The sequence below is a fragment of the Microbacterium lemovicicum genome (assembly GCF_003991875.1).
GTDB classification, from domain to species: Bacteria; Actinomycetota; Actinomycetes; order Actinomycetales; family Microbacteriaceae; genus Microbacterium; species Microbacterium lemovicicum.
Map to the genome: position 1 here is coordinate 1,983,729 of NZ_CP031423.1, position 15,645 is coordinate 1,999,373.

Sequence of the window (15,645 nt, forward strand, 5' to 3'; positions counted from 1 at the left end):
ACGGGGGCGGCGCTCACGCCTCGCCACCCGTGAGAGCGAGGTAGGCGTCGCGGTCGAGGAGGCCCTCGGTCGAGGCGGCGTCGACGCGCAGCTTGATGAGCCAGCCGGCGCCGAACGGGTCGGAGTTGATGAGCGAGGGGTCGTCGACGACGTCCTGGTTGGCCTCGACGACCTCTCCGCTCAGCGGCGCGTAGAGCTCGCCCACCGACTTGGTCGACTCGATCTCGCCGACGACGGTCGCGCCGCCGACGCTCGAGCCGGCGTCGGGCAGGTCGACGAAGACGACGTCGCCGAGCTTCTCCGCGGCGTAGTCGGTGATGCCGACCGTCGCGATGTCGCCGTCGAACGAGATCCACTCGTGGTCGGACGTGTAGGACAGGGCGGTGAGATCGGTCATTTCGCGTTCCTCTGGTGGACGGGCCTCGTGTAGAAGGGCAGGGCGGTCACGGTCGCGGGGATCCGCGTGCCGCGCACATCGATGGTCAGGGCGGCGCCGGGGGCGGCGACGCGCGGTGAGACGAGGGCCATCGCGATCGGATGGCCGAGGGTGGGGCTGAGCGCGCCGCTGGTGATGACGCCGACGCGCTCGTCGCCGTCGAAGACCTCATAGCCGGCGCGGCCGGCGCGACGCCCCTCCGACACGAGCCCGACGAGCACGGGGGCATCGTCCTCGAGGGGTGCGGCGACGCCGTCCTTGCCGACGAAGTCGTCCTTGTCGGCGGCGACCGCGCGAGCGAGCCCCGCCTGCGCGGGAAGCACGTCCAGGCCCAGCTCGTGTCCGTAGAGCGGCATCCCCGCCTCGAGCCGCAGGGTGTCGCGGGCGGCGAGCCCCGCCGGCACGAGGCCGAGAGGCTCACCGGCGCGCAGCAGGGCGTCCCAGAGCGCGGGCGCCTGGTCCCACGGCACGAAGACCTCGAACCCGTCCTCGCCCGTGTAGCCGGTGCGCCCGAGGTCGATGTCGACCGCCGCCCCGCCCTCGGGCGTGAAGCGGGCGTGGCTCATGCGGTAGTACCGCAGATCGGCCAGCGGAGTGGAGTATCCGGAGATCTCGGATGCGGCGCCCAGCACCTCCGCGGCGATCGGCCCCTGCACGGCGACGAGCGCGACGGCGTCGGTGTGATCGGCGACGTCGACATCGCGCCCTCCCGCGCGCCGGCGCAGGGCCGCGCGGACGGCGTCGCGGTTGCCCGCGTTCGCCACGACCAGGAAGCTGTGCGCGCCGCGGCGGTAGACGATGACGTCGTCGATGATGCCGCCGCGCTCGTCGAGGACGAGCGAGTACTTGGCGCGGTCGTCGGCGATGTCGGACAGGCGTCCGGCGAGGGCGTAGTCGAGGAAGGACCCCGCGTCGGGGCCGTCGACCTCGAACTCCGCCATGTGCGAGATGTCGAAGAGGCCGGCCGCGCGACGCACGGCGTGGTGCTCGGCCAGGTCGGAGGTGTAGCGGACCGGCATCTCCCAGCCGCCGAAATCGGTGAAGGACGCACCGAGCGCCTCGTGTCGATCGCGCAGCGACGTCGTGCGCGGTGCAGGGCGGGGGTCTGTCATGAGTTCTCCCGGTACGGGGCGGGGCGGCACCGGACGGTGCCTGAGAACTCCCCCTCTGTCATGGGCCTGAGAGATTCCTCGCTCCTCCGTGAGGAGACGAGTTTCACCGTCGGCGGATGACGGGTGGACGCCATCGCTTTTCAGAGTGGCCCGATCGAGGCGGTACGAGTACCTGAGAGATTGGCGGGGAGGCTTGCTCCTTCGGTGCCCGGCGTCACGCGCCGAGGCTCTCCCGCATCGATCATGGGGCCGATATGCGATTGTGCGGTCACTCTAGCAGTGCCGCTGCGCCGGCCGCCTCAGGACGTGCAGTCCCCCGTGGACACGGGCGCCTGCAGCGCCGGGGCCTCGGCCACCACGGCCGCGAACTCGGCCGGCGTCATGGCGTAGCCGCGGTCGGCGTCGTCCTGCGACCGCGCGAACACCACGCCGGCCACCGCGCCGGCGGGCGTGAGCAGCGGCCCACCCGAGTTGCCCGGCTGCACGACGGCGGCGAGCGCGTAGATCTCGCGCGGCGCCGAGACGGTGTCGTAGACGTCGGGCACGGGCACGACCCCGACCGAGAGCACGGACGCGTTCACGCTGGTGAAGGGTCCCCCGAACGGGTAGCCCTGCACGACCGCCTGCGAGCCGGGCGCGAGGGTGTCGACGACGCTGAGCGGCTGCGCCTCGAGCCCGTCGACCGCGACGACGGCGAGGTCGTCGACCGGATCGAAGTAGACGACCGTGCCGTCGCGGGCCGTCAGGCCGGGCAGCTCGACGACGGGGGTCGTGACGCCGGCCAGCACGTGGGCGTTGGTGAGCACCCGCCCCGGCGCGATGACGAAGCCGCTCCCGGTGAGGCTCCGTCCGCAGGCGAACGCGGTGCCCGAGACGCGCGCGACGGATGCCGCGGCCTGGCTGAGATCGGACTGATCCAGCGCCACGGGCGGCGCCGTGGGCGCCGTCTCGTCGCTGAGGATCGACCCGAGCCGCGGGATGGTCTCGTCGAGCACCGCCGCGCGCAGCTGGGCGAGCGCGGCGGTGACGGGCGGCGGTGTGGCCTGCTCGATCACCATGAGCACGCGGGAGGACGCCACCGACGCCGACAGCACGGGCGTGCCGGTCACGGCCACGCTCGACCCGATGAGCGACAGCACGAGCGCCGCCACGACGGCGCTGATCACCCCGCCGAGCGCGCGGTCGATCCACTTGAGCTTGATCTTGTCGACGCCGCGGCGCAGGAGCGCCCCGATCACGCCGCCGATGGACGCGCCGAGCACGAGCAGCAGCACGCCGACCACCACGACGGCCAGCGGACGCCACTCCTGCCACGGCCAGGCGTCGTTGACGACGGGCATCAGCCAGAAGGCCGCGACGGCTCCCGCGATGAGGCCCACCAGTGCGCCCAGGCTCGCCACGAGACCGCGCTGGATGCCGATCGCGAACGACAGCACGAGCACGACGAGCAGCACGACGTCGATGATGAGCACGGGGACCTCCGCGAGCCAGCGTACGGAGTGTTCCTGTGTCGCTCCGGCGCGTCGCGCGCGGCGGGCAGGGCGTGTCGTCAGCGCCGGGTTGCCCTTCTGGTCCGTGTGACACTAAGCTCCTGCGCGGAGGTAAAAGTCATGATGACCCGAACCGCGATCGAGACCGCACCGGCGCCGCGCGCGCCCTCGGCGGACGACGCCACGCGCGTGGCGGTGTCGACGGTGATCTTCAGCCTCCGCCGCGAGCCCGGCGCGGAGCGGCCGACCGTCGTGCTGCCCCTCGTCACGCGGACGCGTGACCCCTTCGAGGGCATGTGGGCGCTGCCCGGCGGATGGCTGGACGCCTCCGAGAGCCTGGATGCCGCGGCATCCCGCACCCTGCAGGAGACCACGGGACTCGCCCCGAGCTACCTCGAGCAGCTGTACGCCTTCGGGGAGGTCGACCGCTCCCCCACGCGGGTGGTGTCGATCGTCTACTGGGCGCTCATCCGCCCCGACGAGGTCGACGCCGTCGCCGCGCCCGAGAACACCGCATGGTTCGAGGCGGAGTCGTGCACCGAGCTCGCCTTCGACCACACGCAGATCGTTCAGTACGCCCTCTGGCGCCTGCGCAACAAGGCCGGCTACAGCCGCATCGCCCACGGCCTGCTCGCCGACGAGTTCACCCTCGCCGAGCTGCGCGAGGTGTACGAGTCGATCCTCCGTCGCCGTCTCGATCCCGCGAACTTCCGGCGGCAGGCCGAGGCCTCCGGCACGCTGATCCCGACCGACCGGTTCCGCACCGGCAGCCACCGGCCCGCGCGGCTCTACCGCTACGACCGCGACCTCGAGCTCGCCGACCGCGGGCCCCTCACCACCTCGCACTGACCCCTCGCCCGAACGACCCGCACTGAGCGCCCCACCGAGAGAAGCACTCATGACCACCATCACCCCCGCCCCCGCACCGCTCGACCCGTCGGTCGACCACGAGATCCGCTCGATCGTCGCCGGCTCCTCGGTCGCCGAGACGTGCAACACCGACCTGGCCGCCGGCCCGTGGGCCTTCGACGAGCGCCCCGGCTACGGTCCCGGCTCGTCGATGGGCGACGTCATCCCGGTCGGCGCGCCGCGCCAGGGCGAGCTGCCGCAGTCCTATCGCGACGCCTCCGAGGACGAGCTCGACGCCCGCATCCGTGCGGCGAAGGCCACCCTCGGCGATCGCGTCGTGGTGCTCGGGCACTTCTATCAGCGGGAGGAGGTCGTGCGTCACGCGGACTACGTCGGCGACTCGTTCCAGCTCGCCAACGCCGCCGCGTCGCGCCCGGAGGCCGAGGCGATCGTCTTCTGCGGCGTGCACTTCATGGCCGAGACCGCCGACCTCCTCTCCGGCGCCGACCAGGCCGTCATCCTGCCCAACCTCGCCGCCGGGTGCTCGATGGCCGACATGGCCGACATCGACCAGGTCGAGGAGTGCTGGGAGCAGCTCGCAGACGTCTACGGCGACCTCGAGGCCGTCGACGCGGACGGACTCGTCCCCGTGGTGCCGGTCACCTACATGAACTCCTCCGCCGCGATCAAGGGCTTCGTCGGCCGTCACGGCGGCATCGTCTGCACGTCGTCCAACGCCCGCACGGTGCTCGAGTGGGCCTTCGCCCGCGGACGCCGCGTGCTGTTCTTCCCCGACCAGCACCTCGGACGCAACACGGCCAAGGCGATGGGCGTGCCGGTGGAGGAGATGCCGATGTGGAACCCGCGCCGACCCCTCGGCGGATCCACGGAGGAGCAGCTCGAGGAGGCCCGGGTGATCCTCTGGCACGGCTTCTGCTCGGTGCACCGCCGCTTCACGGTCGACCAGATCGCGGCCGCGCGTGCCGAGCACCCCGGGGTGCGGGTCATCGTGCATCCCGAGTGCCCCATGGCCGTGGTCGACGCCGCCGACGAGGCGGGGTCGACGGACTACATCCGCAAGGCCATCGCCGCCGCGACGGAGCCCACCGTCTTCGCCGTCGGCACCGAGGTCAACCTCGTGCAGCGCCTCGCCGCCGAGCATCCCCAGCACACGATCTTCTGCCTCGACCCGGTGGTCTGCCCGTGCTCGACGATGTACCGCATCCACCCCGGCTACCTGGCCTGGGTGCTCGAGGGCCTCGTCGACGGCCAGGTGCACAATCGCATCACGGTCCCCGCCGACGTGGCCGACCCCGCCCGCGTCGCCCTCGAGCGGATGCTGGCGGCCAAGCCCCCGGCAGCACCCGCGGCCGCGTGGGAGAACGCCTCGTGACCCCGCCGGTCGCCGAGCGAGCGCTGCGAGACGATTCGATCGCCGCCCCGGTCGACGTCCTCGTCGTCGGCAGCGGCATCGCGGGGCTCACCACCGCCCTCCACGCCGTCGAGGCGGGCTGCCGTGTCACCCTCGTCACGAAGGACGTGCTCGAGCACGCCAACACCCGCTACGCGCAGGGCGGCATCGCGGGGGTCATGTTCGACGACGACTCCGCCGCCGCCCACATCCACGACACCCTCGTCGCCGGCGCCGGGCTGTCCGACCCCGACGCGGTCCGCGTCCTCGTCGACGAGGGACCCACCCGCATCCGCGAGCTCGTCGAGCTCGGCGTCGCCTTCGACCGGGCCGCCGACGGCACCTGGGTGAAAGGCCTCGAGGCCGCGCACTCGTACCCGCGCATCCTGCACGCCGGAGGGGATGCCACGGGCACCGCCATCGAGCTGGCCCTCGTCGCGCGGCTGCGCGCCTCCGCCGTGCGCGTGATCGAGCACGCCTTTCTCCTCGACCTGATCGTGGAGGGCGGACGGGTCCGCGGGGTGGAGCTGCTCGTGGGCGACGTGGCCGCCGAGCCGGACGGTCGCGCGGCCGTCGAGGGTCGCACCGAGCGACTCGACGCCGACGCGGTCGTCATCGCCACGGGTGGGGCCGGACGCCTCTACGCCCACACGACGAATCCGCCCGTCGCGACCGGCGACGGCATCGCGGCGGCCCTGCGCGCGGGCGCCGACGTGCGCGACCTGGAGTTCTTCCAGTTCCACCCCACCGTGCTGGAGACCCGCGTCGGGCCTGCCGGCGACGACGCCCCGGAGGATGCCTTCCTCGTCTCGGAGGCCGTCCGCGGAGAGGGTGCGGTGCTGCGCGACGAGACCGGACGCCGGTTCATGCTCGACGTGCACCCCGACGCCGAGCTCGCCCCGCGCGACATCGTGGCCCGGGCGATCGCCCAGCGCATGTCCGAGCAGGGCGGCCGCCCGGTGGTCCTCGACACGACGGAGCTCCGCCCCGGCCTCGTCGAGCGCCGCGTGTTCCTCACCCGCCGGTTCCCGACGATCGACGCCGCCGCCCGTGAGCGCGGCTACGACTGGGCCCTGACGCCGCTGCCGGTGACGCCGGCGGCGCACTACCTGATGGGCGGCATCACGACCGATCTCCAGGGCCGCACGTCGCTGCCCGGGCTCTACGCCGTCGGCGAGGCTGCGCGCACCGGCGTGCACGGCGCCAACCGGCTCGCCTCGAACTCGCTGCTGGAGGGCGCCGTGTTCGGCGCGCGCGCGGGCGACGCGATCCCCCCCGACGCGGCCTCCTCCGCGTGGCCCGTGCCACCCGTGCATCCGCTGGCGGCTCACCCGCCTGCAGATGCGGGAACGGACGGTGGATTCCGGTCGGAGGCGGCAGGTGAGCCGTTCAGCCGTGCCGCGCTGCAGGAGCTCATGTGGGCCGACGCGGGACTCGTGCGCGACGCCCACGGCCTGCAGCGCGCCGCGCAGCAGCTCGCCCGGTGGCGGGCGGAGCCGCGGCATCCTGTCTCCGAACGCGACCTCGAGGATGAGAACCTCCTCCTCGTCGCGGCGCACCTCGTCGATGCGGCGCGGCGGCGCACGGAATCCGTGGGCGCGCACCACCGCAGCGACGCGCCCGAGGCGCAAGCTGCGACGACGGATGCCGCGGCCTCCGACCCCCCGGCGATCACGCCCGTCGCCGACCGGCCGTCGAAATCCCGGACCGCAGAGGCGATCGCATGCTGACGCGCGCCGTGCTCGAGCGCTCCGTGGCCGCGGCGCTCGAGGAGGACGCCCCCTGGGGCGACCTGACGAGCGAGACGCTCATCCCGGCGACCGCCGTCGCCACGGCCGACCTGGTCGCGCGCGAGTCCGGCGTCTTCAGCGGCGGCGAGGTGTTCGCCGCCGCGTTCAGGCTCACCGATGCCGCCGTGCGGGTCGAGCTCGCCGTCGCCGACGGCTCCGCCTTCGAGGCGGGGACCGTGCTGGCCACCGTCTCGGGTCCGGCCCGCGCCGTGCTCACGGCCGAGCGCATCGGGCTGAACTTCGTGCAGCGCATGTCGGGGATCGCGACCCTGACGGCGCGCTACGTCGCGGAGGTGGCCGGCACCGGCACGCGGATCGCCGACACCCGCAAGACGACGCCCGGGCTCCGCGCGTTCGAGCGGCAGGCCGTGCTCGACGGCGGCGGGCGCAACCACCGCCACTCGCTGTCGGATGCCGTGATGGCCAAGGACAACCACCTCGCCGTGCTCGCCCAGCGCGGACTGTCGGTGACGGAGGCGCTGCGCGAGGCGATCGCCCGCCTGCCGCACACCACGCACGTGGAGGTCGAGGTCGACCGGCTCGACCAGATCGACGCGGTGCTGGCCGCCCGCATCGGCACGATCATGCTCGACAACTTCTCGCTCGACGACCTGCGGGCCGGCGTCGCGCAGGTCGCCGGACGCGCGACGGTGGAGGCGTCGGGCGGCGTCAGCCTCGAGACCGTGCGCGCGATCGCCGAGACCGGCGTCGACGTCATCTCGGTCGGGGCGCTCACCCACTCCGCGCGCGCCCTCGACCTGGGCCTCGACATCCGCATCGAGGACCCCGGGGCCTGAGACCGTGCTCTACCTGGACAACGCCGCGACCACCGCGGTGCGCCCCGAGGTGCTCGAGGCGATGCTGCCGTTCCTCACCCGCCGCTTCGGCAACCCGTCCAGTCATCACACGGTCGGGGAGGACGCCGCGGCCGCGCTCGCCGACGCCCGCGCGCGCATCGCGAGGGTGCTCGGGATGCGCGCCTCCGACATCGTCTTCACCTCGGGAGGCACCGAGGCCAACAACCTCGCGGTGAAGGGCATCGCCGTCGCGGCGATGCTGCAGCGCGGCGCGCGCCATGTCGTGACCAGCCCGATCGAGCACGAGTCGATCCTCGAATCGGTCGATCACCTCGTGCGCGTGCACGGGTTCGAGCGGACGCTCGTCCCCGTCGACGCCCTCGGGCGCCTCTCCCCCGACGACGTGGCCGGGGCGCTCCGCGACGACACCGCTCTCGTCTCCATCGGCTACGCGAACAACGAGGTGGGCACGGTCCAGGATGCTGCGGCTCTCGTCGCCGTGACACAGGGCCGCGGCATCCCGCTGCACCTCGATGCGGTCCAGGCCGCCGGCTGGCTGCCGCTGGACCGGAGTTCGCACGGCGCCGACGCCCTCTCCCTCGCCGGGCACAAGCTCGGCGCGCCGAAGGGCACCGGCCTGCTCGCGGTGCGGGGGCGGATCCCGCTCGAGCCGCTGCTGCACGGCGGCGGACAGGAGCGGGGCCGCCGCAGCGGCACGGAGGACGTGGCCGGCGCTGTGGGGCTCGCGACGGCGCTGGAGCTCGCCGAGCGGGAGCGCGCCGTCGAGGCTGCGGCCCTCAGCGCCCTGCGCGACGACTTCATCGCGCGGGTGCTGACCGCGGTGCCCTCGGCCCGACTGACCGGCGATCCCGGGAAGCGCCTGCCGGCGACGGCGAGCTTCACCTTCGCCGGCACGAGCGGCGAGGCGGTGCTGCTCGAGCTGGAGCGCCGCGGTGTCGTGTCCTCGAGCGGATCTGCGTGCGCGGCCGGGAGCGACGAGCCGTCCCACGTGCTGGTCGCCCTGGGCGTCGCCCCCGAGGTCGCCCAGACCGCCGTGCGCTTCACGTTCCCGCACGGCCGCCGGGAAGCACTGACGCCCGTCGCCGACGCCGTGGCGGCATCGGTGGCCGCCGTAGGATCGGGCGGGTGAGCCCCCCGCCGCTGGTCACCGTGATCGTGCCCGGCTTCGACGTCGAGGGGTACGCCCCGGAGGCCGTGGACTCGCTCCGCGCGCAGACGCTGCAGGAGTGGACCGCCGTCCTCGTCGACGACGCCTCGACGGATGCGACGGCGGCCGTGTTCGACGCCGCGGCGGCAGCGGATCCTCGCTTCCGGGCCGTCCGGCTGTCGGAGCGGCGCGGACTCGGCGCGGCGCGCAACGCCGGGCTCGACCTGGTCGACACCCCCTACGTCGCCTTCCTCGACGCCGACGACCGCCTGGCGCCGACGGCGCTGGAACGCATGGTCGCGACCCTGGCCGCGAGCGGCAGCGATTTCGTCGTCGGCGCCTACGTCCGGCTGCGCCCGGACGCCGACGGCGGGTACACCCCCGGGGTGGTCCAGCCGTGGGTGGCGGCCGCCACCGACCCCGCGCGCACCGGCACGACGCTGCGGGAGCACCCCGCGGCATCCGGCAACATCGTCGCGTGGTCGAAGGTGAGCCGGACCGACTTCTGGACCCGCAGCGGCCTGCGCTTCCCCGAGGGCAAGCTCTACGAGGACCAGATCGTCGCCCAGCAGATGTACGTGCGCGCCCGGGCGTTCGACGTCGTGCCCGATGCGATCGTGCAGTGGCGGGAGCGCGCCGACGGCAGCTCCATCACGCAGCGGCAGGCGTCGCTGCCGGTGCTGCACGACTACCTCGAGGCGATGTCGGCCGGCATCGGGGTGCTCGAGGCCGCCGGCCACGACGCCGCGGTCGACGCGCGCGTGCGTCTGATCCTCGCGATGGACGTCCCGCCGCTCGTGCGCCTCGCCGCCGACCACCCCGACGACGTCTACCGGCGCACGCTGGGCGCTTTCGTCCGCGACCTCCAGGATCGGGATGCGGCGACCCCGCCGTCGCCGGAGCTCTCGGCCGCGCTGCTCTGGTAGCCGCGCTGCTCCGGTCCCGGTGCCTCAGCGGGGGCTGGAGAGAGTGCCGAGATGGGGCCAGGAGCGCTCGTCCACCGGAACCGGCCCCGTCAGGGCCGCCACAACGTCGGGTCGCACCGGCGACGGATCCGCGGGCGGACGGTCGGCGCGGCGATCCTCGTGGTCGGCCGGCACGTCGTCCTCCTCGATGTCGAGGATGCGCGAGGCGGCCAGCTGCTGAGCCGCGAGCTCCGCGTACAGGCCGTCCTGCTCCATGAGCGAGGCGTGGGTGCCCGACTCGACGATGCGCCCCCCGTCGACGACGTGGATGACGTCGGCGTTGATGACCGTCGAGAGGCGGTGGGCGATGGACAGCGTCGTGCGACCGCGGGCCGCGGCATCCAGCGCCTCCTGCACGACGCGCTCCGAGACCGTGTCGAGCGCGGACGTCGCCTCGTCGAGCAGCAGCACCGCGGGGTCCTTGAGCAGCACACGCGCGATGGCGATGCGCTGCTTCTCGCCACCGGAGAGCCGGTAGCCGCGCTCGCCCACGATCGTGTCGTAGCCCTGCTCGAAGCCGACGATCACGTGGTGGATGTTGGCGGCCCGGCAGGCCGCGTCGATCTCTTCCTGCGTGGCCTCGGGCTTGGCGTAGCGCAGGTTGTCGCCGATGGACGCGTGGAACAGGTAGGTCTCCTGCGAGACGATCCCGACGTTGTCGATGATCGACGCGTGCTGGAGCGTGCGGACGTCCTGGCCGGCGAAGAGCACCGACCCGGCCGAGGCCTCGTACATGCGGGGGGTCAGATAGAGGATGGTCGTCTTGCCCGCACCGGACGGACCGACGAACGCCACGTGCTGACCCGGCTGCACGCGGAACGACACGCCGCCGAGCGTCGGGCGGGAATCGGACGCGGCGTCGGGATAGCGGAAGACGACGTCGCGGAACTCCACGCTGCCCAGCGGCCCCGGCGCCTCCTCGGCGGAGATCGCGTCGGGCGAGTCCTGGATGGCCGGGACGAGGTCGAGGTACTCGAAGATGCGCGCGAACAGCGCCCGGGAGGTCTGCAGGTCGAGCGCCACGCGCATGAGCGCCATCAGCGGGAACAGGAGTCGCGCCTGCACGGTGGTGAAGGCGACGATCACACCCGCGGTGATGTCGGCGCTGCCGCCCGTGATGAGGAAGCCCGCCACGAGGTAGATGATGGCCGGCACGGAGGACATCAGCACGCCGACGACGCCGAAGAACCACTGGCCGCTCATGGTCTGGCGCACCTGCAGGCGCACCTGGTTGGCCGTCTCGGCCTCGTAGCGGGCCTCCTCGGTGCGCTGGCGGTTGAACGACTTCGACAGCAGGATGCCCGAGACGCTCAGCGTCTCCTGGGTGATGGCCGTCAGCTCCGACAGCGACTCCTGCGTCTCCCCCGCGATGCGCGCGCGGACGATGCCGACGCGGCGCTGCACCAGCGCGAGGATCGGGAGCATGATGACGGCGATGATCGTCAGTCGCCAGTCGATGAGGATCATGGCGACCAGCGACGCGATCACGGTCACGAGGTTGCCGAGGATGCTCGTCATGGTCGAGGTGAGCACGCCCGCCACGCCGCCGACGTCGTTCTGCAGACGGGACTGGATGACGCCGGTCTTCGTGCGGGTGAAGAAGGCGAGGTCCATGCGCTGCAGGTGGGAGAAGAGCCGCAGCCGGAGGTCGCCGGTCACGCGGTTGCCCACCGAGGAGGTGAGCCAGGTCTGCACGATGTTGATGCCCGAGGAGGCCACGAACAGCACGATCATCAGCACGACGAGCTCGACCAGCAGAGGCAGCTGCGGGCCGCCGGCAGGGGGGAAGAGGGCGTCGTCGAAGATGCGCTCGATGATGAGCGCGGGAACGACGCCGAGTGCGGCGCTGACGATCACCATCACACCGGTGAGGATGAGCTTGGCCCGGTAGGGGCCGAAGAGGGAGAGGATGCGCTGACCCAGGTCGGCGATCTTCGGCGCGGCCGCGTTCTCGGCCTTCTGCACCTTCGGATCGACCAGCCGGGATCCCGCCGGCCTGCCGCGCATGCCCATGCTCATCCGGTCAGCGTAAACCCGCCCGGCGACATGACGGGCCCGTCCCGCCCCGAGGCGACGGCGCAGGGACGGGAATGGGCTGTCGGCCGCCGCGGTTAGGGTCGAACAGTGCTGTCTGCGGGGGACGGTCACGCGCGCCGTTCGAGGAGACGATCTATGACCGCCGACACCGACACCATCCGGACCACGACGGGCTCGCGGCCGATCACGGCACGGGAGTCCCGGGTCATCTGGCTGCTGCTGGGGGCCGCCTTCGTGGTGATCCTCAACGAGACGATCATGAACGTCGCGATCCCGCATCTCATGACCGATCTGCAGATCACCGCGCTCGCGGCGCAATGGCTCACCACCGCGTTCATGCTGACGATGGCGGTGGTGATCCCCATCACCGGCTTCCTGCTGCAGCGCTTCACGACCCGCCAGGCGTTCATCGGCGGCATGTCGCTGTTCTCCGCCGGCACGCTCATCGCCGGCCTCGCGCCCGGGTTCGAGGTGCTCCTCGGGGCGCGCGTGGTGCAGGCATCCGGCACCGCCATCATGATGCCGCTGCTGATGACGACCATCATGAACCTCGTGCCGCCGAACGCTCGCGGACGCATGATGGGCCGGGTCTCCGTGGTTATCTCCGTCGCCCCCGCCATCGGACCGACGCTGTCGGGAGTCATCCTGCAGACCCTCGGATGGCGCTGGATGTTCGGGGTGGTCTTCCCGATCGCCCTGGTCATGCTGCTCATCGGCGCGAAGTGGGTGACGAACGTCGGGGAGACCCGCCGCGCCCCCATCGACCCCCTGTCGATCGTGCTGTCGGCGCTGGGCTTCGGCGGCATCGTCTACGGACTCAGCCAGATCGGCGGCGCCTCGGCGCACGGCGGCAATGCCGACGCGGATGCCGCGGCCGCCACGGCGACCGTGTCGCTGTGGATCGCGCTCGTGGTCGGCGTCGTCGCGCTCGTGGCCTTCGTCTGGCGCCAGATCCGCCTGCAGCGCACGGACGACGCTCTGCTCGACCTGCGCGTCTTCCGCTCGCGGAACTTCACGATCTCGATGACGCAGATGCTCGTGCTGTCGCTCGCCTTCTTCGGCTCCCTGACCGTCCTGCCGCTCTACCTGCAGAACGTGAAGGGCTTCACGGCGCTCGAAACGGGCCTCATCGTCCTGCCGGGTGCGCTCGTGATGGGCCTCACCGGCCCGCTCATCGGCCGCATCTATGACCGCTGGGGCACCGAGGTGCTCGTGATCCCGGGAGCGTTCCTCACGAGCGCGATGCTCTGGTTCTACTCCACCGTCGGCCAGGACACCCCGGTGCCGATGATCGTCGCCGCACAGATCGTGCTGTCCCTCGGACTCGCGATGTCGTTCACACCGCTCTTCACGGCGTCACTCGGATCGCTCGAGCGCCGGTTCTACTCGTACGGCAGCGCCGTCGTCGGCACGGTGCAGCAGGTGGCCGGCGCAGCAGGCATCGCGGTGTTCATCACGGTGCTGTCGGGCGTCGCCGCCGCGGGCATCGCCGGCGGGGCGGAAGATGTCGCCGCGCAGGCCGACGGCGTGCGCGCCGCGTTCCAGGTCGGCGCCGTCGTGTCGCTGCTGAGCGTGATCGGATCGTTCTTCGTGCGCAAGCCGGCGGATCAGCCGGGCGTCGCCCCGATGGCGCACTGACGCTGGGACGCCGTCCGCGTATGCGGGCGGCGTCGGCTCACATGGAGCAGGAGCCCCCGCCGCAGCAGGACCCGGAGGCCTCCGGGGCGAGGAGGTTCTTCTCGTCGGGGAGGGGCTGCAGCACGGGACGGATGTCGTCGGACGGCGTGGCGGTGGCGGTCTGCTGATCGGACATCCCTCCACTCTAGACCCGCCGCCGCGCGAGGGCGCGGGAGAACACCCCCGGGCCCGCAGGACGTCTACCGCGGCCTCCCGAACAGGAGGAGACTGCGGACACCGACAGAACGGCGCGCCATGATCCTCACCCCTCCCCCCACCGAGCAGGCCTCGGGTCACGTCGCCGAGATGTATGCGGACGACCTCGCCGCCGACGGGCTCGTGTTCGCCCACACCCGAGCGATGGCCCTCAACCCGGAGGCTCATCAGGCGTTCGAGGCACTGGTGGGCGCGGTCGTCGGATCCCTGGGCCTCCGCGACTACGAACTGGTGACCCTGGCGGCCGCCGAGGCCCTGGGCTCGACCCACTGCCTCCTCGCTCACGGACGCAAGGTCATCGCGGGGGGCATCCTCACCGAGGATCAGATGGGGCAGCTGGTGCGAGACCACCGTGTCACCGGCCTGTCCGACCGCGAGATCGCGATGATGGACTTCGCCCGCAGGCTGTCGACGGATGCCGCGGGCATGACCGATCAGGACAGCCTGGCGCTGCGCGCCCACGGCTTCACCGATCGCCAGATCGCCGACATCGCGCTGACAGCCGCGGCACGCAACTTCTTCAGTCGCACCCTGCTCGCCCTCGCCGTCCCGGTGGACGAGGTGCCCGGGCTGACGCCCTCTGTCCGCGAGGCGGTCATGGAGTCGCGTCATGCGGGCAGCCGCCGGTCGACGGACGTCTCCGGCCTCGCCGGGTGAAACCGACGCGACACGTGCGGCCGACCCGCCGACGGCAGTGCTAGTTGTGATGTCCAGGCAGGTTGTTGAGTCTGCTGATGGGTGGGCCGCCGATGGCGGAGTGGGTTCGGTGATGATTGTAGAAGTGCAGCCAACCGGGCAAGGCAGCGCGTCGTTCGGTTTCTGAGGAGTAGAAGCGGGCGTAGGCCCATCCGTCGGCGAGGGTGCGGTGCAGGCGCTCGATCTTCCCGTTGGTCTGCGGCCGGTAGGGGCGAGTTCGTTTGTGGCGGATCCCGAGCTGGGTGCAGGCGTCTTTCCAGGCGTGGGATCGGTAGGCCGAGCCGTTGTCGGAGAGCACGCGCTCGACGGTGACGCCGCGTTCAGCGAACCAGGTGACTGCGCGCTCGAGCACGCCGATCGCCGTGACGGCCTTCTCGTCTGCGCAGACCTCGATGTAGGCGACGCGGGAGTGGTCGTCGATCACGGTGTGCAGGAACGCGGTGCCGATGAGAGGGCGGTAGTGGCGGCCGCGTTCCCCGGTTCGGACGGCTTGGTCGCGGGCGTTGGCTTTGCTCTGCTGGCGGCTGAGGAACTTGTGTCCGCCGCCGTCGGGGATGTTGCCGAACTTGGTGACGTCGACGTGGATAAGCGAACCCGGGTGCGGGTGCTCGTAGCGTCGGATCGGCTCGCCGGTGACGCGGTCGATATGGCTGAGCCGGTTGATCCGGGCGCGCACGAGCACCGCGTGAACTGTCGATGCCGGCAACCCCAGTTCGCCGCCGATCTGCACAGGTCCGAGCCGTCGCCGCCATCGCAACCTGACGATTCGTTTGACGACATCCGGTGGTGTTCTGGTCGGCATCGACCGCGGGCGACTGGAGCGATCCACCATCCCCGCAGCGCCCTCGGCCCGATATCGGGCCGCCCACTTTCGGGCAGTCACGGGCGAGACCATGAACATCTTGGCCGCGACGATCACCGGCCACCGATCATCGACGACGAGCCGCGCCAACCGAAGTCGAGCGCGCGGAGTCAGAGCAGCATTAGCGTGGGACACGAAG

14 protein-coding genes and 2 riboswitches are annotated in these 15,645 nt (G+C 72.1%); of the genes, 8 read left to right on the top strand and 6 right to left on the bottom strand.

Annotated elements, in window-relative coordinates:
* Positions 1-13 precede the first annotated feature (13 nt).
* From gcvH to CVS47_RS09320, 3 genes are all read right to left on the bottom strand, one after another.
* Positions 14-397, bottom strand: a complete 384-nt coding sequence (gene gcvH, locus CVS47_RS09310; protein ID WP_127095831.1) for a glycine cleavage system protein GcvH — start codon at positions 395-397, stop codon at positions 14-16.
* On the bottom strand, positions 394-1,548 hold the full coding sequence (gcvT, locus tag CVS47_RS09315; RefSeq protein WP_127095832.1) for a glycine cleavage system aminomethyltransferase GcvT: 1,155 nt from the start codon (positions 1,546-1,548) through the stop codon (positions 394-396). The genes gcvH and gcvT overlap by 4 nt, the downstream gene beginning before the upstream one ends.
* Before the next feature lie 45 nt (positions 1,549-1,593).
* Positions 1,594-1,698: riboswitch (glycine riboswitch) on the bottom strand.
* Positions 1,699-1,793: riboswitch (glycine riboswitch) on the bottom strand.
* Positions 1,794-1,847: 54 nt separating this feature from the next.
* Positions 1,848-3,020, bottom strand: coding sequence for a MarP family serine protease (locus tag CVS47_RS09320; protein WP_127095833.1), 1,173 nt, complete (start codon positions 3,018-3,020; stop codon positions 1,848-1,850).
* Between the two features lie 141 nt (positions 3,021-3,161).
* Here CVS47_RS09320 and CVS47_RS09325 point away from each other — a divergent pair, with 141 nt between their 5' ends.
* From CVS47_RS09325 to CVS47_RS09350, 6 genes are read left to right on the top strand one after another with little or no spacing between them, the layout of a single operon-like run.
* Positions 3,162-3,887, top strand: coding sequence for an NUDIX hydrolase (locus tag CVS47_RS09325; protein ID WP_127097285.1), 726 nt, complete (start codon positions 3,162-3,164; stop codon positions 3,885-3,887).
* 49 nt (positions 3,888-3,936) lie between these two features.
* Positions 3,937-5,280, top strand: coding sequence for a quinolinate synthase NadA (gene nadA, locus CVS47_RS09330; RefSeq protein WP_127095834.1), 1,344 nt, complete (start codon positions 3,937-3,939; stop codon positions 5,278-5,280).
* Entirely contained in the window at positions 5,277-7,028 is a 1,752-nt protein-coding gene (gene nadB / locus CVS47_RS09335) for an L-aspartate oxidase (RefSeq protein WP_241240092.1), read from the top strand. Before nadA ends, nadB begins: the two co-directional genes overlap by 4 nt.
* Positions 7,022-7,885: a carboxylating nicotinate-nucleotide diphosphorylase gene (gene nadC, locus CVS47_RS09340; protein ID WP_127095835.1), complete on the top strand. Its 864-nt coding sequence runs from the start codon at positions 7,022-7,024 to the stop codon at positions 7,883-7,885. The genes nadB and nadC overlap by 7 nt, the downstream gene beginning before the upstream one ends.
* A gap of 4 nt (positions 7,886-7,889) precedes the next feature.
* Positions 7,890-9,035, top strand: coding sequence for a cysteine desulfurase family protein (locus tag CVS47_RS09345; protein WP_127095836.1), 1,146 nt, complete (start codon positions 7,890-7,892; stop codon positions 9,033-9,035).
* Positions 9,032-9,979, top strand: coding sequence for a glycosyltransferase family 2 protein (locus CVS47_RS09350; protein WP_241240093.1), 948 nt, complete (start codon positions 9,032-9,034; stop codon positions 9,977-9,979). The genes CVS47_RS09345 and CVS47_RS09350 overlap by 4 nt, the downstream gene beginning before the upstream one ends.
* Before the next feature lie 24 nt (positions 9,980-10,003).
* Here CVS47_RS09350 and CVS47_RS09355 read toward each other — a convergent pair whose 3' ends face one another.
* Positions 10,004-12,031, bottom strand: coding sequence for an ABC transporter ATP-binding protein (locus CVS47_RS09355; protein ID WP_478354273.1), 2,028 nt, complete (start codon positions 12,029-12,031; stop codon positions 10,004-10,006).
* Between the two features lie 159 nt (positions 12,032-12,190).
* On the opposite strand from CVS47_RS09355, the gene CVS47_RS09360 reads away from it, so the two are divergent.
* Entirely contained in the window at positions 12,191-13,693 is a 1,503-nt protein-coding gene (locus CVS47_RS09360; RefSeq protein WP_127095838.1) for an MDR family MFS transporter, read from the top strand.
* Positions 13,694-13,730: 37 nt separating this feature from the next.
* Here CVS47_RS09360 and CVS47_RS16775 read toward each other — a convergent pair whose 3' ends face one another.
* Positions 13,731-13,868, bottom strand: coding sequence for a hypothetical protein (locus tag CVS47_RS16775; protein WP_164734624.1), 138 nt, complete (start codon positions 13,866-13,868; stop codon positions 13,731-13,733).
* Between the two features lie 119 nt (positions 13,869-13,987).
* Between CVS47_RS16775 and CVS47_RS09365 the strand changes: the two genes are divergently transcribed.
* Entirely contained in the window at positions 13,988-14,605 is a 618-nt protein-coding gene (locus CVS47_RS09365) for a carboxymuconolactone decarboxylase family protein (RefSeq protein ID WP_127095839.1), read from the top strand.
* Between the two features lie 40 nt (positions 14,606-14,645).
* Here CVS47_RS09365 and CVS47_RS09370 read toward each other — a convergent pair whose 3' ends face one another.
* On the bottom strand, positions 14,646-15,641 hold the full coding sequence (locus CVS47_RS09370) for an IS481 family transposase (protein ID WP_127094508.1): 996 nt from the start codon (positions 15,639-15,641) through the stop codon (positions 14,646-14,648).
* Positions 15,642-15,645: the final 4 nt, after the last annotated feature.